Genomic DNA, 19,739 nt, shown 5'->3' with positions numbered 1-19,739 from the left:
GTGATCGTCACGCTTTTGCCGTTACCGTTTTTTCCTTGGCATCCCGTGTGTTGGGCAACAGGATCGTCAGGACTCCGATCAGCGGCAGGAACGAACAAACCTTATAGACATAGTCGATGCTCGTCGCGTCAGCCAGATGGCCGAGGACTGCTGCGCCAATGCCGCCCATGCCGAACGCAAACCCAAAGAAAAGTCCTGCCACCATGCCGACCTTGCCGGGAATCAGCTCGGTGGCATAAACCAGGATGGCCGAGAACGCCGACGCCAGGATCAGCCCGATCACCACTGACAGCACGCCAGTCCAGAACAGGTTCGCATACGGCAGCATCAGGGTGAATGGCGCAACGCCCAGGATGGATACCCAGATCACGACCTTGCGGCCGATCCTGTCGCCCACGGGACCGCCCACGATCGTGCCCACCGCCACTGCCGCGAGGAACCAGAACAAATGCACCTGCGCGGTTTCCACCGCCAGATGAAACTTGCTGATCAGGTAAAACGTGAAGTAACTGCTGATGCTCGCCAGATAGAAGTACTTCGAAAATACGAGCAGCATCAGGACGGTCATCGCGATCATGACTTTACTGCGCGGCAATGCCGACACCGCGACCGATGCACGCGCCTTCTTCACTGCCGGGTGGCGCTGGTACCAGCGGCCAATGTTTGCCAGCACGAAGATGGCGAGCAGCGCGGCAGCCGAGAACCACGCAATGCTGCGTTGTCCATGCGGCATCACGACCAGCGCTGCCAGCAAGGGCCCGAGGGAGCTGCCCGCATTGCCGCCGACCTGGAACACCGACTGCGCAAGACCGTGACGTCCGCCCGATGCCATGCGCGCCACCCGCGAGGATTCAGGATGAAATATCGACGATCCGCATCCAACCAGCGCTGCGGCGATCAGCAATACCGGGAAGCTCCCGGCCATCGACATCAGCAGCAAGCCGCACAACGTAAAGCCCATGCCGACCGGCAGTGAATACGGCTTCGGGTGTTTGTCGGTATACAAGCCGACCAGCGGCTGCAGCAGTGACGCCGTGATCTGGTAGGTCAGCGTGATCAAGCCAATCTGCCCGAACGACAGCGAAAACTCGCTTTTGAACATGGGGTAGATGGCGAGGATCAGCGACTGGATCATGTCGTTGAGCAAATGCGCAAAACTGATCGCGCCCAGTACGGAGAACGCCGTGCGCGGAACGACAGGGCTCAGGGCGGGTGCGGCGCCGAGCGCGCTTTTATCGATACTTGTCTGCATGGTGGTGGCTGGAAGTAGTGTCTCGTCGTGTTTCGTTATATGTCAGAAGCGCTCCGGACGCGCCGTTTGCTGACAATTTTAATGTGTCCTCTATGCATTGTCCGGCCAAAGTTTGTCGCGAAGCGGACAAGAGCTTGCCCATGCCTGGCGCGTGCACGCCCGCTTTTGGTGAAGCCGCTGCAACTTTGTAACATGTGAAGAAAACACCTATAAAGAACCGCCGTTTCCCGCCGTAGACCATTGATGTAGCCGTGTGTCCGGCCCAAGAAGCAGGTCTCGCGGCGCCAATCAAAATTGGGGAATTCAATAGATGAAACCGTTTTCGCTACGGGGTAATCCCGGCGCTGGATTTATTCCCGGAGGCGGTGCCAAGGCCGCTGCCCGGGCGGTGGCCAAGATCGCCGGCACAGGCGGCCGTTCGTTGTCAGTCAAGGCTTCGCTGCGGCTGGCGTTCGCGTTTTTGCTGGTGGGCGCGCTCGCGATCGGTGTGATCGCGCTGACGCAGATCAGCCGTCTCAACGGTTCAACGGAATCCATCTATCGTGAAGGGTATGTCGCCAGCCGTGCTGTTGAAGAACTGCGCAGCGCCGTGCTGCGCGGGAGCCGCTCGCAAAAGATGCTGCTGACGGCGACGACCGCCAAGGAGCGCGATGAACTCGGCGCTGACATCGAGCATGCGCTCGCGGATATCGGCAGTGCGCAACGTAACCTGCAAAACTACGTGGACCCGACCGGCGACCAGAAGCGCCTGGCGACGGCCGTTGGCGCGTGGAGCACCGACCTGCGCACTTTCGTCAAGCTGGTGAAGGAACAACCGCTCGATCTGTCGCAGATGAACTGGCAGGTCGGGATGCAGGACGTCTCGCTGCTGGTGGCAACGGGCAAGCTGGAAAAGCTCGTGAACGCACTCATTGAACAGCGCGGCGCGGCGGCCAAGGCGACTATCGAATCGGCGGCCACCATTTATCACGAGTCGTTCGTGATGGTGGCGCTGCTGACGCTCGTGCTGATCGTGCTGGCGTTCGTGGTGAGCGAATGGGTCGTGCGGCGCCTCGCAAAACAGCTCGGCGGCGAGCCGGTCTACGCCATGGAAATCGCCCGCCGGATCGCGGTGGGCGACTTGTCGAACCGCATCGCGATCTCCAAACGCGATAACGCCAGCATGCTCTACGCACTCTCAGGCATGCAAAAGGATTTGTCGACGACGGTCGGGGAAATTGCGGCCAGCGCGGAAGCAATCGCGTCGGCGTCCAGCGAAATCTCGCAGGGCAACGTGGACTTGTCGCAGCGCACGGAGCAACAGGCCGTCGCGCTGGAAAAGACGGCATCGAGCATGGAGGAGTTGACGTCCACGGTGCGCCAGAACGCGGAGAACGCGAAGCAGGCGAGTTCGCTCGCCTACAACGCATCGGAGATTGCGGAGAAGGGCGGCGTGGTGGTCGGCCGCGTGGTCTCGACCATGGAGCAGATCAATGCGAGCGCGAAGAGCATTGGCGACATCATCGGGGTGATCGAGGGCATTGCGTTCCAGACGAATATTCTCGCGCTCAATGCAGCCGTCGAAGCGGCGCGGGCGGGCGAAGAGGGGCGTGGGTTCGCGGTCGTCGCGGGGGAAGTGCGCAACCTCGCGCAGCGTTCGTCGGCAGCGGCGAAAGAGATCAAGGGTTTGATCCACACGTCGGTGGCGCGTGTGTCCGATGGTTCGACTTTCGCGCACGAAGCCGGTGCGACCATGGCCGAGGTCGTGAAGGCGGTCAAGCGCGTGACTGACATCATGGGCGAGATCTCGGCGGCGTCGGCGGAGCAGAGCAGCGGAATCGAGGAAATCAATCTCGCCGTGACGCAAATGGACGCGGGCACGCAGCAGAATGCGGCACTGGTCGAGCAGGCCGCCGCTGCTGCGCAGTCGTTGGACGATCAGGCACATGCATTGAAACAACTGGTCGGGAAGTTTCAACTCGCGTGATGTAACGCTGTGTGCACGCTGATCGACGAATGCAGGCTTGCCCAACCGCGAGCCTTTGTTCTAGAATTCGCGATGGGCGCGGCAGGGCGCCCGGTCTCGCGAAAGTGAAAACACCTGTCACGCGTTATCGCTTCATCTGGATAAACCGCAACGTTGAACCTTTAGCCGCAGCGAGAACGGCGCAACAAGGAGAAACGTCATGTGGTCAACATCCTGTCCCCGCACTGCCAATTCCGATCTCACCAACACCGAATTTCTTCGACGCCACGCGCGCCGGCTGCTTCGTCGCGCTCACGCGGACAGCACAAGCACGGCGATGCCTGTCGTGCGCCGCTTGCTCGCTGCGGGCGTAACCCGCGCCGAGACGCTCGCACAGCTTCACGAAACCCGCGCTGACGTTCAGCTCAAGCACATATTGAACATGCTGGCGGTCGAGCTGGGTCATTTCGGCTGGGACGCCTGCAAGCCGGTGCTCGATACGCGTGAGTCCGCCGTCATCGATCGATACCGCTTCGATTTGGGCGCTTTTGGCGACCATGAGAAGGTGTGGTTTGCCGGTGCCGACATTGCGCGTGAATGGCAGCGCGAGCACGGGGGGTACATCGTGGAGTACGGCGACCAGGCGGTGGCGATACTCTGGCGCGAGTAACAACGAAGTTGAGGACGAGGGTGAGGACGAGCGACTTACCCTCGCGCTGCCGGTGCGTGCTGATGAAGCGGCGCGGATGAAGCAGCGCGAGGCTGAAGTTCAAAAGCGTTAAAGCAACTCCATTTCCTTCCAGTCCGCGTTGGAGAAGAACCGGCTCAATTCACGCATCAACTCATTCATCGCGGCCATTTCCGGCTGCGTGATCTTGCGCACGTGCTCCGGTTGTATCCAGTCGCCGTAAAGCATGGCGACGGTCGAGCCGTGCGCCTTCACCGGCAGCAGGACGAACGCGTGGGCGTTGCCGAATGACGGTTTGAACCAGCGCGGCAAGCGGGCTTCAATCCGCGGATCGCGAGCATTCTCGATAAAAATTCCGACCGGATTCGAGATCGCGAGATGGAACACGTCAGGCTCGAACGCCGCGGGAAACGTCAGCGACGGCAGCAGCTTGTCCACGCCCGCGCCAAGTCCGAGCCGCGCCTGGAACTCATTGCTGGCCTGGCGTACGAACACCACCGTACGCGAAAATGCGAGCCCGGCCAGCACCGCTTCCGATGCCAGCGCAAGCACGGCGCCCAGCGCGTTCTTCGACGGCAGCGAGCGCAAGTCCTCAAGACCCTCGGCAATCCGCGCTTCCGCCGACAAACCCGCGCGCGCGATGGCATCGGCGTCTGCCCGCAGTTCCACGATCTCCCGCATCACGCCGTCGTTCGAGTCCTCGGTCGCGAGCGCGAGACTCATCGCGGCGAGCGTGGATGCGTCGGTCAGCAGCGCGCGGCTGTAGCGGTGCGCGATCTCCACCAGCGACGTTTCGCGATCGGTCTCGTCGACATGCTGCGCCGTGAGCGCATCGGCGACTTCGGTGGAATAGTTGGTGACCGCCTGCAGCCAGCGCACATGGCGCGGCGTTTTTTCATCGATCGGGGCAAGCGGGTCGCGGGTCAGCATGCCGGTGCGGATGGTCTCCGGCAGGCGCCAGCGGTCCGCGGCTTCCATGCCGATTTCCTCGAAGGTGACGCCGAGCAGCGTGCTGCACGCGAGGCTGTCGCTGATGTGCTCGGCCGTGGCCTTGCGGCGCAACTGGTCCCACTCGGTCTCCAGATAAAACGCCACCAGCAGCTTGCCGATCTGACGCATCAGCGTGCAGACCACCGCCTCTTCCGACGCCCGGAACTCGCTGCGCTCGGTGACTTGCCGCGCGACCGCACCGGAAAGCAGCGTGCGATTCAGTTCGAGCTTGGCGTCGATGCGCCGCGGCACGCTCTGATGGAAGTGATCGACCAGTTTCAGCCCGACCACGAGGTGGCCGACCGCATCCATGCCGAGCACCATCAACGCGCGCGTCACGGTGGTGATGTTGCCGCCGAACGAGATGTACATCGCGGAATTGGCGAGCCGCAACACCTTCTGCGTGAGGCCGAAGTCGGACAGCACGACCTGGACCAGAGCGGTGAAGTCCAGGTCGTCGTCGCTCATTGCGGACACGGTGGTGCGCAGGGCCTGCGAGAGCATTGGAAAGTCTCCGCGCTCGTTCATGCGGCCCCACAGCTTGTCCAGTAATTCGGCTTTGGAATTGCTTGCCATGCGTTTGGTGTCAATGCCTTACACGTTCCGGACCGGGCACCCGGAACGGCTTGAATCGTCGACCTGAGTCGAAGTGTAATGCGCGGAAAAAAGCCTGCATAAATTGTTTAACGGCGCTCTCACACGGAAGCTTTACCGCAGATCGTTAATGAAACGCTGCAATAGCACCCGTTTTGGGCCGTGCCGACGCAAAAATGTGACGGTATCTTATAAAGGCGCCCGGAGAAAGAGCGTTTTATCCTGAAAGCAACGCATCAGTTCGCCTGCGGGGAGGGCCTTGCTGATCAGCCAGCCCTGGATCTGGTCGCAGCCCATCTCGATCAGCAGCTCGCGCTGCGCCTCTGTCTCCACGCCTTCCGCCACGAGTTCGAGCCCCAGCGATTTAGCCAGGCCCACGACCGCCGCCACGATCGCCTGGTTATTGCGCGAGCTCAGGAGGTTTTCGATGAAGCTTCGATCGATCTTCAGCTTCGACAGCGGGAAGCGCTGCAGGTAGGCCAGGCTGGAATAGCCGGTGCCGAAGTCATCGACGGCGAACGCAATGCCAAGTGCCGTCAGTGTTTCGAGCAGCGGCGTGGCTTCTTTCGGATCGTGCATCAACAGGCTTTCCGTGATTTCGAACACGAGCCGGCGCGGATCGAGGCCCGTCAGCTGGAGTGCATCTTTCACGTTCTGCGTAAAACGCTTGTCGCGGAATTGCTGCGGCGAGACGTTCACCGAGACGTAGTCCAGCACGAAACCTTCGCTGTCCCACTGCGCCAATTGCATGCACGCAGCCTTGAGCACCCAGTTGCCAAGATAGTTGATCAGGCCAATCGACTCCGCGAGCGGAATGAAAGCGCCCGGGGGGACGAGGCCGTGGACCGGATGCTGCCAGCGGATCAATGCTTCCACGCCGATCACGCCGCCACTGCGGCTTTCGGTGATGGGCTGGAAGTGCAGCGAAAACTCGCCGTTGCGCACACCTTCGTAAAGGTCGGCTTCCAGGTTCAGGCGCTGGGCGTTGCGGGGGTCGTCGTCGGGAACATGGAATACGACGACATTGCCGCCCGACCTCTTTGCCTGCGCGAGGGCATGGTCGGCCATGCGCAGCAGGCTGCTGCTGGCCTGCTCGACTTCATCGGGGAAGATGGCGGCGCCAATGCTCGCCGACAAATGCGTGTGTTGCCCGCGATACCGGTAGGGCTGCGCAATCGCGCTCAGCACTCGCCGCGACACGTCTTCGGCCGTCGCGGCCGCTTCGGCCGAGGAGCCGGCCGAGAACAGCACGGCGAATTCGTCGCTGGCGACCCGCGCCACGCGTTCGCCGGCACGTGCGGCGTGCTGGATGCGGCGCCCCGTCTCGCGCAGCATGTCGTCGCCGGCGTCGTAGCCGAGTGCACGGTTGATGCGCTGGAAATCGTCGATATCCACCAGTAGCAGCGCCGCATGCGTGTGGGTTTGAACAGCGTCCGCCTGGGCGGCATCGAGCGCGCTTTTCAGCGCCGTCAGGTTGTCGAGGCCGGTCAGCCGATCGTGGTGCAGCTCATGCCGCAGGGCAGCTTCGCGGTCGCGCCAGTGCGAAACCTCGAACGCGGCGAGCGCAAAGCCGGGCAGGCCTTGCGTGTGCGTCGCGAGGACCCGCAGTTCGACGAAAATCGGCGTAGTCAGGGATTTCAGCAGATGCAGCGTGGCGCTCTCGAGCTTGCCGCTTTGCTGGGCGCGCGCGACGAGCGCATCGAGTTCATCGATTTCAGTCGAGGGCACCAGTTCGTGCAAGGTGAGCGAGCTCAGGTAATCGCGGTGGTAACCCAGGAAGTCGATGCTCCTCGGCGATACATAGCAAAACCGCAGCGACGCATCCACTTGCGCGAGGAAGTCGACGGCGGCGAGCGTTGCGTCAGAAGCGATGCTCGCGGACGCTTCAGCTTCATTCTCCGCGGCCGGGTGCAGCACGTGAAGCGTCGCAGGCGAAGCTTGCGCCCGTGACAAACCCGTAGCGGGGCGTCCCGTTTTTGTCTCCCGTGGGCCATGCGGCGTTGATCCAGGGAGCGTGAGCGGCAGAGGTTCGCGGCTGCCCGTGGCCAGCGCGGTGGCGGGTGTTGCTTCCGCCATGGCGAACCTGGCGATGCTGCCGGGCAACGTTGTCGCGGTCAGCGCCCGGGCGCTCGTGCGCAAGGCGATGCCGATTTGGCGGGCTAGGGCGAGCCATGCATTCAAGCGCTGGGCGGTGATCCGTTTTACTGGCATGTTTCGGTTATAGCCTGTCTGATTGCACGCCGGCCGGTAGGGGCGCGGCGCACGCTGTCCGGCCAAGCGCGCTGCATCGGCCACCGGCTATTGATGGGCCGGCGATGCGGGCGTGAGCCATCCGATGATCTGGTAACCGCGAGTCGGACGCGTTCTTTGCAAGTTAACGGTTGTGTCCCGAAATTCTTTAGAGGAATAGCGGCGCGCCCGCAAGCCATGGCCGCGGCGGGTTTGACGCAATTTGTCGACATTGCGATTTGGGGTAGAGTAAGGCTTGGTAGTGGTCAAGTCCTGAACCGGTCAGTTGCGCCTCGGAGGGTTGTTTCGAGCTATCGTCTGGCCGCTCTCCAACCGCTCCTTGCGCGTTTGCGTTGCTCTTTCGTATTTGTAAGTTAACTCCTTAAGCCAGCCCTCAAGCCAAGCTCTCAAGCTAACCGTTTGAGATAACCGCTGTGTGGTCGCCATTCAGTCAACACTGTTCCATTGCCGCACGCCATGATTGCGTCCCCAAGCCGATTGCCGGAGCCGGCCACCAAGCCAGGCGTATTGAACGCGCCGAGCGCACGCATCGTGCCGCCCGAGGTTGCGGCGAAGGCTGTCCATTGCATCGAGCACGCGGTATCGCCGGTATCGCATGAACGCAGCGGGTCCATTCATGCCGCCGGTTGACCGGGACCCCAATCACCGCGCGCCGCGCAACGCCGCGGCGAAGACCGCCGCGAAGCCTGAGCCGTCGGTTCTCCGTGAACCGGAAAGCGTTTATCTCGGCCGTCAGCCGATCATCGATCGCAAAGGCGCGCTGCATGCTTACGAACTGCTGTTTCGCGATAGTCCGGACAATCGCGCACGCATTTTCGACGACGTGCAGGCCACCGCCCATGTGGTCGCCCGAACGGTTGGCGAGATCGGGCTGTCGGCGGTGCTGGGGGATCATCGCGGCTACGTGAACATGAACCGCGACCTGCTGTTCGACGACATCGTCCATATCATGCCGCCCGAGCGTTTCGTGCTCGAGATCCTGGAAACCGTCACCTTCGACGCCAAGCTTTTCAAACGCTGCGCCCAGTTGCGTGCAGCGGGCTTCCAGTTCGCCCTTGACGACGTCGTGTCGCTCACCGAACCCCTGCACGAGGCGTTGCCTTACGTGGATTACGTAAAGGTCGACTTTCTTGCCACGCAGCGCGCCGATCTGCCTGGACTCGCGGCAACGCTCAAGCAACATGGCAAGACGCTGATCGCAGAAAAGATCGAAACGCATCAGGACTTCGAAGAAGCCAGCAAGCTCGGCTTCGACCTCTTCCAGGGTTACTTCTTTGCCCGTCCGCAAGTGCTGGTCACGCGCCGCTCGAATCCGTCGCGCACTGCATTGCTGCGTCTGCTCGGTGTACTGTCGGGTGAGCCCGATATCAGCGAACTCGAGGCCGAGCTGAAGCTCAATCCGAACGTGGTCGTGCAGTTGCTGCGGCTGGCCAATTCGAGCGCGTTCAAACTGAGCCGGCCGGTGTCGTCGTTGCGCGAGGCGATTGTCGCGACGGGCACCCGGCAGATCTCGCGCTGGACCCAGTTGCTGCTCTATGCCGATGGCCGCCACTTGCCGTGGCGCTCGGACCCGCTGGTGCAACTGGTCGGCACACGCGCCCGTTTCATGGAGCTGGCGGCGCGTATCATGCGGCCGTCGAGCGAGGAGTTCGCCGATGCCGCCTTCATGACCGGCATCTTTTCGCTTGTGCATGTGGTGGTGGACTTGCCCCCGGTCGAGATCATGGATTTGCTGAAGTTGTCGAAAGAAATGTGTGCTGCGATTGTCGATGGCGAAGGTCCGCTCGGTGCGCTCTTGCGACTCTCGCAGGCGGCCGAAAGGGGCGATGCACCGGAGCTCGATTCGAGCATCAGTTCAAGCGTGAATTTTGGAGTGTTGACGCCGGCTGTGCTTGCCGATCTTCAGGTCGAGGCGGCCGCGTGGTTCGGTGCGCATCGGGTGGAGTAGCCTTCGCGTTTGCTGTGTCAATGGGTTATGCCGTTGTTTGTCCGGTTGTTGTTCCGGTTGTTCGCCCGGACGTACGCGGGTCACGAAACTAGAGGAGTCTCATGAAGCGAAAGTTTGCTGGGAGAATGCTGGGAGTGTCGCTGGGCGCCGCGCTTGCGGCTTACGCGCTGGTGGCTTATGCAACCCTGAAACCGGGCGATCATGCGCCGATGTTCACGGCGCAGGCCTCGCTTGGAGGCAATGTCTATGACTACTCGCTCGCGAGCGAGTTGAAGAAGGGGCCTGTGGTCCTGTACTTCTATCCGGCCGCGTTCACGAAGGGCTGCACGATCGAGGCGCACGAATTTGCCGATGCGGTGGATGAATACAAGGCCCTGGGGGCGACGGTGATCGGCGTGTCACACGACAACATTGACACGCTGAAGAAGTTTTCAGTGAGCGAGTGCCGGAGTAAATTCCCGGTTGCCGCGGACGGTGATGCGACGATCATCAAGCAATACGATGCGACCATGCCGCTGGTCAGTACCATGGCCAACCGCGTGTCATACGTGATCGCACCGGACGGTACGGTGATCTATGAATATACGAGCCTGTCGCCGGACAAGCATGTGGCGAACACGCTGCAGGCGTTGAAAGACTGGAACGAGAAGCACAAGACCCAATAACGTAACCAGCCTTGCAAGGTGTTTGACCGATGCCGATTATTGTTGCACTTGTTGTCCTGGTTGCCGTGATCTACGGTGCGTTCTGGTCGTTTCACGCCATATCGGCGGCGTTCGGTTTGAGTGTTGCGATTGGCGCGGCGGTGATCGCGGGGTTGGCGCTGGTGAGCATTGCCGTGTACTTCTGGCTGCGGTGGAAGGAAGTCGCACCGAACGTTCACGATGGCGACTGGACCCACGAACTCAAGCGGGATTGGGGCGGCGTGCGGCTCGCCGCGGCCAAGCGGTTGTGCGAGGTGCGAGTGGGCGGTCAGGTCGGCATGTTTATTTTTGCCGATCTGCGCGGAGCGCGGATGGAGCCGGGCGCATCGGGAGCATCAGGCGCCTGGCAAGTTGCGCTTGATGTGAAGGATACGACGCAGTCGCGCTGGAATCTTCCGATGCGGGACCGGCGCGAGGCGCACAAGTGGTGCCGGATCCTGGAGAAGGCCGCCGCCCAGACGTTGTGACGGGTTTTTCGTTCGCGCGAGCCCGCAGCGAGAGCGGGGACAGAGCTACATGTGATAGCCCATGTCACCGCGCACCTTGCCTCGAAATACCCAATACGACCACACCACGTAAAGCACGATAACGGGTAGCAGGAACATCGTCCCGATCAGCAAGAACTGCTGCGAAAGAGGTTGAGTGGCCGCATCCCACAACGTCACCGACGGCGGCGCGATAAATGGCCAAAGGCTGATCACCAGACCGGTGAAGGCCAGGAAGAACAACCCGATCGAACACATGAACGGGACCACTTCCTTGCGTTTCTCGAGCGCCGACCATAACGTCCAGACCAGCAGCACCGTCAGTACCGGTACCGGCGCGAACACGAAGCTGTTCGGAAAGCTGAACCAGCGCTCCGAAATGCGCGCGTCCTTCAGCGGTGTCCAGATACTGATCAGCAAGATAAACGCGATCACGCCGAACAGCACTTTCTTCGCCATGCCGCGTGCCCATTCCTGCAGCTCGCCCTCCGTTTTGAGCACAAGCCATGTGGTGCCCTGCAGCGCGTAGCCAAAAATCAGCCCAACACCCGTCAGCAAAGGAAACGGCGCAAACCAGTCCCAGCTCGTGCCGGTAAACACGCGTCCGTGAATCGGAAAGCCCTGCATGAACATGCCGAGCACAACCCCCTGCGAGAACGTCGCGACCAGCGATCCATAACCGAATGCTCCGTCCCAAATCCACTTGCGGGCGCCCACCACTTCGCGGAATTCAAACGCCACGCCGCGAAAGATCAGGCCAAGCAGCATCAGCAGGATCGGAAAATAAACCGCGGGCACGATGATCGCGAACGCCAGCGGAAAGACCGCGAGCAAGCCGCCGCCGCCAAGGATCAGCCAGGTTTCATTGAAGTCCCAGACGGGGGCGACGGAGTTGATCATCAACTGGCGTTCGACGGGGTCGCGCCGCATCAGGAATACCATGCCCACGCCGAGATCGAAGCCGTCGAGCAGCACGTACATGAATACGGCGAGCGCCAGGATGGCGGCCCACAGCGGTACGAGGTCGAGCATCATGATCTCCTGGAAGGGGGAACGACGTCGTCCGGGCCAACGGGTTTGACCGCGCTTGCGCCGCCCGATGCACTGGCGGACGCCGCGGACAACGGCCGCGCCGCGCGCGTTTCCGGTTGCAGGAGGTCGTTGTCGGTATCCACATGTTCCTCGGCGGGGCCGATCCGCACGAGCCGTCGCAGCAGGATGAATCCCGAGCCGAAGATGACGATATACGCGAGCACATAGAGCAGCCACGAGAGCCCGACATCGCCGGCTGTCAGCGACGGCGTGACCGAGTCGCTGGTGCGCATCAGGCCATACACGGTCCACGGCTGGCGGCCGGCTTCGGTCGTCGTCCATCCCGCCAGCACGGCGATAAACCCGAGCGGCATGCCATACGTGGCGCAACGCAGCCAGCGTGGACTTGTCTCGAGCTTGCCGCGTGCGAACAGCACGATGCCGGAGAGCACCAGCGCAAACATCAGCAACGCGATGCCGACCATGATCCGGAACGCGAAGAACACTACGGACACGTTCGGCCGGTCTTCGCGCGGGAAGTCCTTCAGGCCGCGCACCGTGCCGTTCGGATCATGCGTGAGGTAGATGCTGCCGAGTACGGGTATCGAGATTTCGAAATCGTTGCGCTCGTTGGCCTGGTCGGGGATCGCGAAGAGATTGGCGGGCACGCGCGAACCGGTGTTCCACAGGCCTTCCATCGCGGCGATCTTGGCCGGCTGATGTTCGAGCGTGTTGAGACCGTGCATATCGCCGATAACCATCTGCACCGGCACCATGATCACGAGAAAGATCAGCGCCATCTTGGTCATCACGCGGCTTTCCTCGAGCGCGCGCCGCTGCCGTAAATAAAGCGCGCCGACGCCGAGAATCACGAACGCTGCGGTCACCAGGAACGCGCTGACTGTATGACCGAGGCGGTAGGGGAAGGAGGGCGTGAAGATGGCGTCGAAGAAACTCGTCACTTCGAAGCGGCCGTCGGGAAGGAGCTTGTAGCCCGCCGGCGTCTGCATCCAGCTATTCACCGCGAGAATCCAGAACGACGAAATCACCGTTCCTGACGCGACAAAAATCGCTGCCAGCACATGCGCCCATTGCGGCACGAGCTTGCGCCCGAACAGCAGCACGCCGAGGAACGCCGCTTCGAGAAAGAACGCAGTCAGCACCTCGTAACCCATCAGCGGGCCGATCACGGCGGAAGTGGCGTCGGTGAAACGGCTCCAGTTGGTGCCGAACTGGAACGGCATCACGATTCCCGACACCACGCCCATGCCGAATGAAACCGCGAATATTTTCAGCCAGAACGCAGAAAGCCGCCTGTACACATCCCGTGCACTGATCCACCAGAGTAATTCGAGCGTCGCGATGAAACACGATAATCCGACCGTGAAGGCCGGTAACAGGATATGAAACGCAATCACCCAGGCAAACTGGAAACGGGATAGCAAAACGGCATCGAACTCCATGAACACTCCGTGCGAGAAGTTTCAAATGGGTTGATTCACGGCGCGCCAGCCACGTCCAGACGCCCAATACGGCGTTGTGTTGTGTCCGTCACGACGGTGTTTCATGCATCGACCGCTGCGTACTGGTTTAGATTAACGCAGGTTTTCGTGAAAGGACGTTTTTATTTCGCGTCGTCATTCGAGGATACGTTCAATGCTCGAACGGATTAACGCAGCGTATAAAGGCGTTGTCAGCAACCCGGCTGCGGGTTATTTCAGCTTTTGGTATTTCTTGTAACCCGGCGCGAATTCCCCCTGAAGCGTCGTCGTCGGCGAGCGATCCAGATGCAGTATCGTTATAATTACGCCTCTATTACATGCCGCATGGACGACCTTGCGCGCTTCTAGTCACACAGGGGACGGCCCCGTTTTTCGACGGGAGTTCTCATGTCTTGGTTTCTATTGCTGATCGCCGGCCTGCTAGAAGTGGCGTGGGCTGCGGGTCTCAAAACCTCCGAAGGTTTCACACGGCTCTGGCCGTCGGTATTCACGCTGGTCACGGCCGTCGGCAGCTTCGTACTGTTGGCAATGGCAATGCGCCAGTTGCCCCTGGGTACCGCCTACGCCGTATGGACCGGTATCGGCGCGGTCGGGGCGTTTGTGTTCGGGATTGTCATGCTGGGTGAAGCGGTAACGGTTGCGCGGATCGCGAGTGCCGCGTTGATCGTGGTCGGGCTGATCGGACTGAAACTGTCGTCGGGACATTAAAAATGACGGTTTAGCGCATTGCAGCGGCCTTTTGTCGCGGACCGTCAAGGGATCGCTAAGGGACGCCTAAAGGGATCGTAAAAACGACCGTTAAAGGGTACAGGGTGGAGTTCCGGCCGCGTGCGCTGTGGTTTTTCGATTAAGGGCGGAATCAGGAACGTTGGATGCTGAACACGCTGACGTATGGCGCGATGCATCAACGGGCAACGCGTGGCTATAATGACTTTCAGCTGTCTTGAAAAATTCACCGGGTTCGGCAGCTGAATTTGCCATATGAATCCGGCACAGCGCCAGAATAAGGTGGGCCGGGCCAATCGAATACCGGGCCGCATCCATTTATCCCCAGCCCGTCGCCGGGCAGCTTGAGCGGCGGGTCAGGCATTCGCAGCCAGATGTGCCGGAATTTGCCCGGCGCTCGGGCGCGGGGCGAGCAGCGCGCAAGGAGACGGTCATGCTTGAAGCACTTTCGCTGGCAGCGGGTCTTTCGTGGGCCAGCGGGCTACGACTGTACCTGACGGTGTTCGTCGCGGGGCTGTTCGAGCGTTTGGGTCTGGTGCATCTACCCGACACCCTGGCGGTGCTGGGTTCGCCGTGGGTGATCGGCGTGGCGGCGGCGCTCGCCGTGGTCGAGTTTTTCGCCGATAAAATCCCCGCCTTCGACTCCCTCTGGGATGCCATCCACACCTTCATTCGCATTCCGGCCGGCGCGGTGCTGGCCGTGGGTGCGTTCGGCCACGCCGATCCGGCGCTGCTGACCGTGGCCGCGCTCGCCGGCGGTACGCTCGCGGGCGCCGCGCATCTGGCGAAAGCCGGTACGCGTGCGCTCATCAATTTATCGCCGGAACCGGTGTCGAACTGGGTGGCATCGGCGACCGAGGATTTCGGCGCGTTGCTGGGCATCACGCTCGCGTTGTTCGTGCCGCTGCTGTGCCTCGTCCTGATCATCGCGTTCCTGTTGTGTGCCGGCTGGCTGCTGCCACGGCTCGTGAGAGGCGTGCGCGGCGGCTTTGGGCGCATGGCCAAGCACATGGTGCCCAGCGTCAGCGCACGCGTGAATCCGGGTGTCGGCCGCTTCGGGAGCAAGCACGATTGAGTACTAGTGGCGTGGGCGGCGAGCAGAAGCAGACTTCGGAGCAGGTTTCGAAGCAGGATTCCAGGCAGGAGTCGAAGCAGCAAGGACTGGGTTTTGTGCAGATTGCGCGCCAGTCGCTGCGAATGACGGCGCGGGACTGGCGGGCAGGCGAATTGACCATGCTCATTCTTGCGCTCGTACTGGCGGTTGCGGCTCTCGCGAGCGTAGGGTTTCTCGGGGACCGCATGCGCCAGGGGCTGGAGCGTGATGCGCGCCAGATGATCGCCGCGGATTTTGTCGTGCGCGCCGACCATCCGGTCGATCCCGCGTTCGCCGCAGAAGCGTCGCAACTCAAACTCGAGACGGCCACCACCGCAATCTTCCCCAGCATGATCAGTGCGGGTGTTTCGGGCAACGCATCCACCCCGCCTGTTGCACGCCTCGCGGCGTTGAAAGCCGTTTCCCCCGGGTATCCGCTGCGCGGTGCGGTGCGCATCTCGACGGCCGTCGATCAACCGGGCACGCCCGCCACCTCCATTCCCGCGCCCGGCACCGTTTGGGTCGACCCCGCGTTACTCGATGCGCTGAAAGTGCCCGTCGGCGGCACCGTCCGCGTCGGTACGCGCGCGTTCAAGGTGGCGGCGGTCATTACTCGCGAACTCGACCGCGGTTTTTCGTTCGTCAGCTTTTCGCCGCGCCTGATGATGCGTGAGGACGAACTCGCGTCCACCGGCCTCGTCACGTTCGGCAGCCGCGTGACCTATCGGCTGCTGGTGGCCGGACCGGATGCTCAGGTCAAGCAGTTCGCCACCTTCGCCCGCGCGAAGGTGGACGACGGCAAGCTGCGCGGCGTCGCTCTGGAATCGCTGCAGGACGGCCAGCCGCAAGTGCGTCAGACCATCGACCGCGCCAGTCATTTCCTCACGCTCGTCTCGCTGCTGACCGCGCTGCTCGCGGCGGTTGCAATCGCCATGGCCTCGCACCGCTTCGCGCGCCGGCATCTGGACGGCTGTGCCGCGATGCGCTGCCTCGGCGTAAGCCAGGGGACGTTGCGGTCTTTGTTTATCGGTGAGTTCTTGCTGGTTGGGCTGCTTGGCAGTGCGGTGGGGGTCGTGCTCGGCTTCGGCGGACACCTGGTGCTGCTGGACTGGCTGGGAACACTCGTCGATGTCGAATTGCCGCCGCCCAGCGCCTGGCCGGCGTTGCAGGGCATTGCGACCGGACTGGTGTTGCTGCTGGGTTTTGCCGTGCCACCGTTGTTGCCGCTTACGCGCGTGCCGCCGGTTCACGTGATTCGCCGGGAGCTTGGCGATGCCGGCCGGGTAGCGTGGATCGCTTACGGCGTGGGCGTGCTGCTGTTCGCCGGTCTGCTTGTGCTCGCGGCGGGCGAGTGGAAACTAGGCGGGATTGTGGCGGGCGGATTCGCGGGCGGCCTGGTGGTGTTTGGCGGCATTGCGCGTGTGGCGCTCTGGGCCGCCGCGCGGTTTGTTCGCAGCGAACGCGTGGGCGCGGGCGTGGGCTGGCGGTACGCACTGGCGTCGCTTGAACGGCGCAGCGGCGCGAGCGCGCTGCAGATCACGGCGCTCGGCATCGGCCTCATGTGCCTGCTTCTTATCGCGATGACACGTAGCGACCTGATCGCGGGCTGGCGGCAATCCACGCCGCCGGATGCGCCGAACCAGTTTCTCATCGATATCCAGCCCGACCAGCGCGCCGGCGTAACCGATTACCTCAAGCAGCATGGCCAGGCCGACGCGGCGTTATCGCCCATGGTGCGCGGTCGCCTGATCGCCGTGAACGGCAAGCCGGTCAGCCCCGACAACTATAAGAAGGCCGACGCAAAGCGCCTGGTCGACCGCGAGTTCAATCTCTCGTACACCACCGAACTGCCCAGCGATAACCGCGTGGTCGGCGGCGACTGGTACGGCACGGACGCGAAGCCGCAGGTATCGATAGAAGAGGGGCTCGCGAAGACCATCCACGTGAAGCTTGGCGATACGATGCGTTTCGACGTAGCCGGCATGCAGGTGGAAGGACCCGTTACAAGCCTGCGCAAGGTCGACTGGAATTCGTTCAAGGTCAACTTCTTTGTGCTGATGCCACCGCCGTCCATCAGTGATTTACCCGCCACGTTCATTACGAGTTTCCATTTACCGCTGGGGCAGCAGAATTTGATCGACGGCTTGATCAACAAATATCCGAGTGTGACCGCCATTGATATCGCGCCGATTCTCGCGCAGATCCAGCGCGTGCTGGAGCAGGTAATCGGCGCGGTGCAGTTCCTCTTTGTCTTCACGCTCGCGGCGGGTGTGCTCGTGTTGTACGCGGCGCTGGCCGGTACGCGCGACGAGCGTGTACACGAGTCCGCGTTGCTTCGCGCGCTCGGGGCGTCGCACAAGCAGGTGCGCGCGGTCCAGACCGCGGAATTCGTGGCGGTGGGCGCATTGAGCGGGCTGATGGCGGCGCTTGGCGCGCAGGGAATCGGCTGGGTGCTGGCGTCGCGCGTGTTCGAATTTCACATCGATTTCAACCCGTGGCTCGTGCCTGCGGGCATCGTGGCGGGTGTCGTGTGTTCGGGCGTGGGCGGCTGGATGAGCCTGCGCCGCGTGCTCTCGCGGCCAGCGCTGCAATCGTTGCGGGATGCCTGATCGAGTGGCATAAGACGGGATAAAGCATGGCCGGGCGCTCCCGGCTACACTCAAGACGAACTTCGCAGCTTGCCGCAGCATTCATTGCTGCCTGTCCCGACAACCCTGAAGAAAACGCATGACCGAAGCAAATATTGAACAAGCGCCGCAACCTACGGCGTTTGAACTCGTTGGTGGCGAGGAGCGCGTGCGTGCACTCGTCGACCGGTTTTACGACCTGATGGATCTCGAGCCGGAATTCACGGCCTTACGCGCATTGCATCCCCCCACGCTCGAGAATTCCCGCGATAAATTCTTCTGGTTCCTGTGCGGCTGGATGGGCGGCCCGGATCATTACATCAGCCGCTTTGGGCATCCGCGTTTGCGGGCTCGTCACATGAACTTCGCGATTGCATCGCCGGAACGGGATCAATGGCTGCGTTGCATGGCGTGGGCCATGGAAGACATCGGCCTCGACGCCCCCTTGCGCGAGCGCCTCCTCACGTCCTTCTTCGATACCGCCGACTGGATGCGCAATCGCCCGGGCTAAGGAGGCTTGGCGGGCCGCCCGCATAATACGGGTTCATTTTCAGCCGGCGACAGACCAGGAGACTCACCATGAGCACACGCGCGCTATTTCGCGAAGACGCCTATTTGACGCGTTGCGAGGCGTCGATCACGGCTATTGACGAGCTCGGTATCCATCTCGATCAAACAGTGTTTTATCCGTTGGGCGGCGGTCAGGCCGGCGACGCCGGATCGCTGACGCTGGCGGACGGCACGCGTATTGAAATAGCCGATACCCGCAAGGCCCGGTTCGAAGGTGCGACACCCGACGACGCCGTCCACGTGCCCGCGCCGGATCAGGAAGCGCTGCTGGCAAAGCTGAACGTGGGCGATCGGGTGACAGCCGAGATCGATTGGGAACGGCGCTACCGGCACATGCGATTGCACACGGCAACGCATCTGCTGTGTGCGGCATTGCCCTATCCCGTCGATGGCTGCAGTATCACCAGCGCTTACGCCCGCATGGACTTCGCGACCGTCGAACCAATCGAGCGCGAGGAACTGGAAGCACGCTTGCGTGAGCTGATTGGCGGCGCGCACCCGGTGGCGACCCAATGGATCACCGATCAGGAAATGGAAGAGCGTCCCGAGCTTGTGCGCACAATGAGCGTGAAGCCGCCGGTCGGCATGGGGCGTGTGCGCTTGCTTCTTATCGAGGGTATCGACTTGCAGCCGTGCGGCGGTACGCATGTGCGCAATACGAGCGAGATCGGCGAGCTGCGCATAGCGAAGGTGGAGAAGAAAAGCGCGCGCACGCGGCGTCTTGTGATCGAGTTTGCGTGATGCTCGACGCACGCGCTCAAGCGGTGCTCGATGCATGGTTCGGCGCGCCGGATTCAGAGGAGTTCGACCACCCGCGCAAGGTCTGGTTCAAGAAGGACTCAAGCTTCGACGCCATGCTTCACGAGCGCTTCGGCACTGTGCTCGACGATGCATTGGAAGGCCGGTTTGCCGGGTGGTCCGCCACGCCGCTCAGCGCGCTGGCGTTGATCGTGTTGCTCGACCAGTTCACCCGCAACTGTTTTCGCAACACGCCGCGTGCCTTCGCCGGTGACGCCGAAGCGTTAAAGCTGGCTCGTATGCTGGTCGATACACGCGAAGAACTCACATTGCCGACGCTTCGTCATCGCGTGTTCGTGTACATGCCGTTCGAGCACGACGAGACGCTGGCAAGCCAGCATGAATCCGTGCGTCTGCACCAGGCGCTCTTCGATGAAACCGGCGACAAGGACATCGAAGACCGGCTGAACTATGCCCTGCGTCATGCTGAAGTGATCGAGCGGTTTGGCCGCTTTCCGCATCGCAACGTGATCCTCGGCCGCGAGACAACAGCCGAAGAACGCACGTGGCTCAAGCAGAAGGGCGGCTTCTGACG

At 62.0% G+C, this 19,739-nt stretch carries 17 protein-coding genes; 11 read left to right on the top strand and 6 right to left on the bottom strand.

The features are described from left to right. Positions 1–7 precede the first annotated feature (7 nt). The gene (locus ABH944_RS38705; RefSeq protein WP_404613522.1) at positions 8–1,252 is read right to left on the bottom strand and encodes an MFS transporter; all 1,245 of its coding nucleotides are present in this window, start codon (positions 1,250–1,252) and stop codon (positions 8–10) included. Positions 1,253–1,562: 310 nt separating this feature from the next. On the opposite strand from ABH944_RS38705, the gene ABH944_RS38700 reads away from it, so the two are divergent. Beyond that, on the top strand, positions 1,563–3,218 hold the full coding sequence (locus ABH944_RS38700) for a methyl-accepting chemotaxis protein (protein ID WP_404613520.1): 1,656 nt from the start codon (positions 1,563–1,565) through the stop codon (positions 3,216–3,218). A gap of 199 nt (positions 3,219–3,417) precedes the next feature. After that, complete coding sequence (locus ABH944_RS38695; RefSeq protein WP_404613518.1) at positions 3,418–3,867, top strand: hypothetical protein; 450 nt, start codon at positions 3,418–3,420, stop codon at positions 3,865–3,867. Between the two features lie 108 nt (positions 3,868–3,975). Here the strand turns inward: ABH944_RS38695 and ABH944_RS38690 are convergent, their stop codons facing one another. From ABH944_RS38690 to ABH944_RS38680, 3 genes are all read right to left on the bottom strand, one after another. Further along, positions 3,976–5,451, bottom strand: coding sequence for an HDOD domain-containing protein (locus ABH944_RS38690; protein ID WP_404613516.1), 1,476 nt, complete (start codon positions 5,449–5,451; stop codon positions 3,976–3,978). 207 nt (positions 5,452–5,658) lie between these two features. Beyond that, positions 5,659–7,680 (bottom strand): putative bifunctional diguanylate cyclase/phosphodiesterase, encoded by a 2,022-nt coding sequence (locus tag ABH944_RS38685; protein ID WP_404613512.1) that lies wholly within the window; start codon positions 7,678–7,680, stop codon positions 5,659–5,661. A gap of 425 nt (positions 7,681–8,105) precedes the next feature. Then, complete coding sequence (locus ABH944_RS38680; protein ID WP_404613510.1) at positions 8,106–8,333, bottom strand: hypothetical protein; 228 nt, start codon at positions 8,331–8,333, stop codon at positions 8,106–8,108. Between the two features lie 2 nt (positions 8,334–8,335). Here ABH944_RS38680 and ABH944_RS38675 point away from each other — a divergent pair, with 2 nt between their 5' ends. From ABH944_RS38675 to ABH944_RS38665, 3 genes are all read left to right on the top strand, one after another. Next, positions 8,336–9,667: an EAL and HDOD domain-containing protein gene (locus ABH944_RS38675; protein ID WP_404613508.1), complete on the top strand. Its 1,332-nt coding sequence runs from the start codon at positions 8,336–8,338 to the stop codon at positions 9,665–9,667. A gap of 101 nt (positions 9,668–9,768) precedes the next feature. After that, complete coding sequence (locus tag ABH944_RS38670; RefSeq protein WP_404613506.1) at positions 9,769–10,332, top strand: peroxiredoxin; 564 nt, start codon at positions 9,769–9,771, stop codon at positions 10,330–10,332. A 29-nt stretch (positions 10,333–10,361) separates the two neighbouring features. Next, complete coding sequence (locus tag ABH944_RS38665) at positions 10,362–10,838, top strand: hypothetical protein (RefSeq protein WP_404613504.1); 477 nt, start codon at positions 10,362–10,364, stop codon at positions 10,836–10,838. Positions 10,839–10,883: 45 nt separating this feature from the next. On the opposite strand, the gene cydB is transcribed toward ABH944_RS38665, so the two are convergent. Beyond that, positions 10,884–11,891, bottom strand: coding sequence for a cytochrome d ubiquinol oxidase subunit II (cydB, locus tag ABH944_RS38660; RefSeq protein ID WP_404613502.1), 1,008 nt, complete (start codon positions 11,889–11,891; stop codon positions 10,884–10,886). Continuing rightward, on the bottom strand, positions 11,888–13,351 hold the full coding sequence (locus tag ABH944_RS38655) for a cytochrome ubiquinol oxidase subunit I (protein WP_404613500.1): 1,464 nt from the start codon (positions 13,349–13,351) through the stop codon (positions 11,888–11,890). Before ABH944_RS38655 ends, cydB begins: the two co-directional genes overlap by 4 nt. A 426-nt stretch (positions 13,352–13,777) precedes the next feature. Between ABH944_RS38655 and sugE the strand changes: the two genes are divergently transcribed. The 6 genes from sugE (at position 13,778) to ABH944_RS38625 (ending at position 19,737) form a co-directional block, all read left to right on the top strand. Beyond that, complete coding sequence (gene sugE, locus ABH944_RS38650; protein ID WP_120309665.1) at positions 13,778–14,098, top strand: quaternary ammonium compound efflux SMR transporter SugE; 321 nt, start codon at positions 13,778–13,780, stop codon at positions 14,096–14,098. Positions 14,099–14,549: 451 nt separating this feature from the next. Next, entirely contained in the window at positions 14,550–15,191 is a 642-nt protein-coding gene (locus ABH944_RS38645) for a DUF4126 domain-containing protein (protein WP_062084574.1), read from the top strand. Positions 15,192–15,313: 122 nt separating this feature from the next. Then, the gene (locus ABH944_RS38640) at positions 15,314–17,818 is read left to right on the top strand and encodes an ABC transporter permease (protein WP_404613537.1); all 2,505 of its coding nucleotides are present in this window, start codon (positions 15,314–15,316) and stop codon (positions 17,816–17,818) included. A gap of 118 nt (positions 17,819–17,936) precedes the next feature. Then, positions 17,937–18,347, top strand: coding sequence for a group II truncated hemoglobin (locus ABH944_RS38635; RefSeq protein WP_404613497.1), 411 nt, complete (start codon positions 17,937–17,939; stop codon positions 18,345–18,347). A 68-nt stretch (positions 18,348–18,415) separates the two neighbouring features. After that, positions 18,416–19,147 (top strand): alanyl-tRNA editing protein, encoded by a 732-nt coding sequence (locus ABH944_RS38630; RefSeq protein ID WP_404613495.1) that lies wholly within the window; start codon positions 18,416–18,418, stop codon positions 19,145–19,147. After that, complete coding sequence (locus ABH944_RS38625) at positions 19,147–19,737, top strand: DUF924 family protein (RefSeq protein ID WP_404613493.1); 591 nt, start codon at positions 19,147–19,149, stop codon at positions 19,735–19,737. The genes ABH944_RS38630 and ABH944_RS38625 overlap by 1 nt, the downstream gene beginning before the upstream one ends. The last annotated feature ends 2 nt before the right edge of the window (positions 19,738–19,739 follow it).

Origin of the sequence: Caballeronia udeis, assembly GCF_044909315.1 — a bacterium.
Lineage (GTDB): Bacteria > Pseudomonadota > Gammaproteobacteria > Burkholderiales > Burkholderiaceae > Caballeronia > Caballeronia udeis_A.
The sequence above is the reverse complement of the archived record's forward strand: the minus strand, read 5'-3'. Positions and strand labels throughout refer to the sequence as shown.

Excerpts from the sequence above, each read along its gene's own strand:
- ABH944_RS38705 (WP_404613522.1), bottom strand. The coding sequence starts at position 1,252 with ATGCAGACAAGTATCGATAAAAGCGCGCTCGGCGCCGCACCCGCCCTG.
- ABH944_RS38700 (WP_404613520.1), top strand. The coding sequence starts at position 1,563 with ATGAAACCGTTTTCGCTACGGGGTAATCCCGGCGCTGGATTTATTCCC.
- ABH944_RS38695 (WP_404613518.1), top strand. The coding sequence starts at position 3,418 with ATGTGGTCAACATCCTGTCCCCGCACTGCCAATTCCGATCTCACCAAC.
- ABH944_RS38690 (WP_404613516.1), bottom strand. The coding sequence starts at position 5,451 with ATGGCAAGCAATTCCAAAGCCGAATTACTGGACAAGCTGTGGGGCCGC.
- ABH944_RS38685 (WP_404613512.1), bottom strand. The coding sequence starts at position 7,680 with ATGCCAGTAAAACGGATCACCGCCCAGCGCTTGAATGCATGGCTCGCC.
- ABH944_RS38680 (WP_404613510.1), bottom strand. The coding sequence starts at position 8,333 with ATGGACCCGCTGCGTTCATGCGATACCGGCGATACCGCGTGCTCGATG.
- ABH944_RS38675 (WP_404613508.1), top strand. The coding sequence starts at position 8,336 with ATGCCGCCGGTTGACCGGGACCCCAATCACCGCGCGCCGCGCAACGCC.
- ABH944_RS38670 (WP_404613506.1), top strand. The coding sequence starts at position 9,769 with ATGAAGCGAAAGTTTGCTGGGAGAATGCTGGGAGTGTCGCTGGGCGCC.
- ABH944_RS38665 (WP_404613504.1), top strand. The coding sequence starts at position 10,362 with ATGCCGATTATTGTTGCACTTGTTGTCCTGGTTGCCGTGATCTACGGT.
- cydB (WP_404613502.1), bottom strand. The coding sequence starts at position 11,891 with ATGATGCTCGACCTCGTACCGCTGTGGGCCGCCATCCTGGCGCTCGCC.
- ABH944_RS38655 (WP_404613500.1), bottom strand. The coding sequence starts at position 13,351 with ATGGAGTTCGATGCCGTTTTGCTATCCCGTTTCCAGTTTGCCTGGGTG.
- sugE (WP_120309665.1), top strand. The coding sequence starts at position 13,778 with ATGTCTTGGTTTCTATTGCTGATCGCCGGCCTGCTAGAAGTGGCGTGG.
- ABH944_RS38645 (WP_062084574.1), top strand. The coding sequence starts at position 14,550 with ATGCTTGAAGCACTTTCGCTGGCAGCGGGTCTTTCGTGGGCCAGCGGG.
- ABH944_RS38640 (WP_404613537.1), top strand. The coding sequence starts at position 15,314 with ATGACGGCGCGGGACTGGCGGGCAGGCGAATTGACCATGCTCATTCTT.
- ABH944_RS38635 (WP_404613497.1), top strand. The coding sequence starts at position 17,937 with ATGACCGAAGCAAATATTGAACAAGCGCCGCAACCTACGGCGTTTGAA.
- ABH944_RS38630 (WP_404613495.1), top strand. The coding sequence starts at position 18,416 with ATGAGCACACGCGCGCTATTTCGCGAAGACGCCTATTTGACGCGTTGC.
- ABH944_RS38625 (WP_404613493.1), top strand. The coding sequence starts at position 19,147 with ATGCTCGACGCACGCGCTCAAGCGGTGCTCGATGCATGGTTCGGCGCG.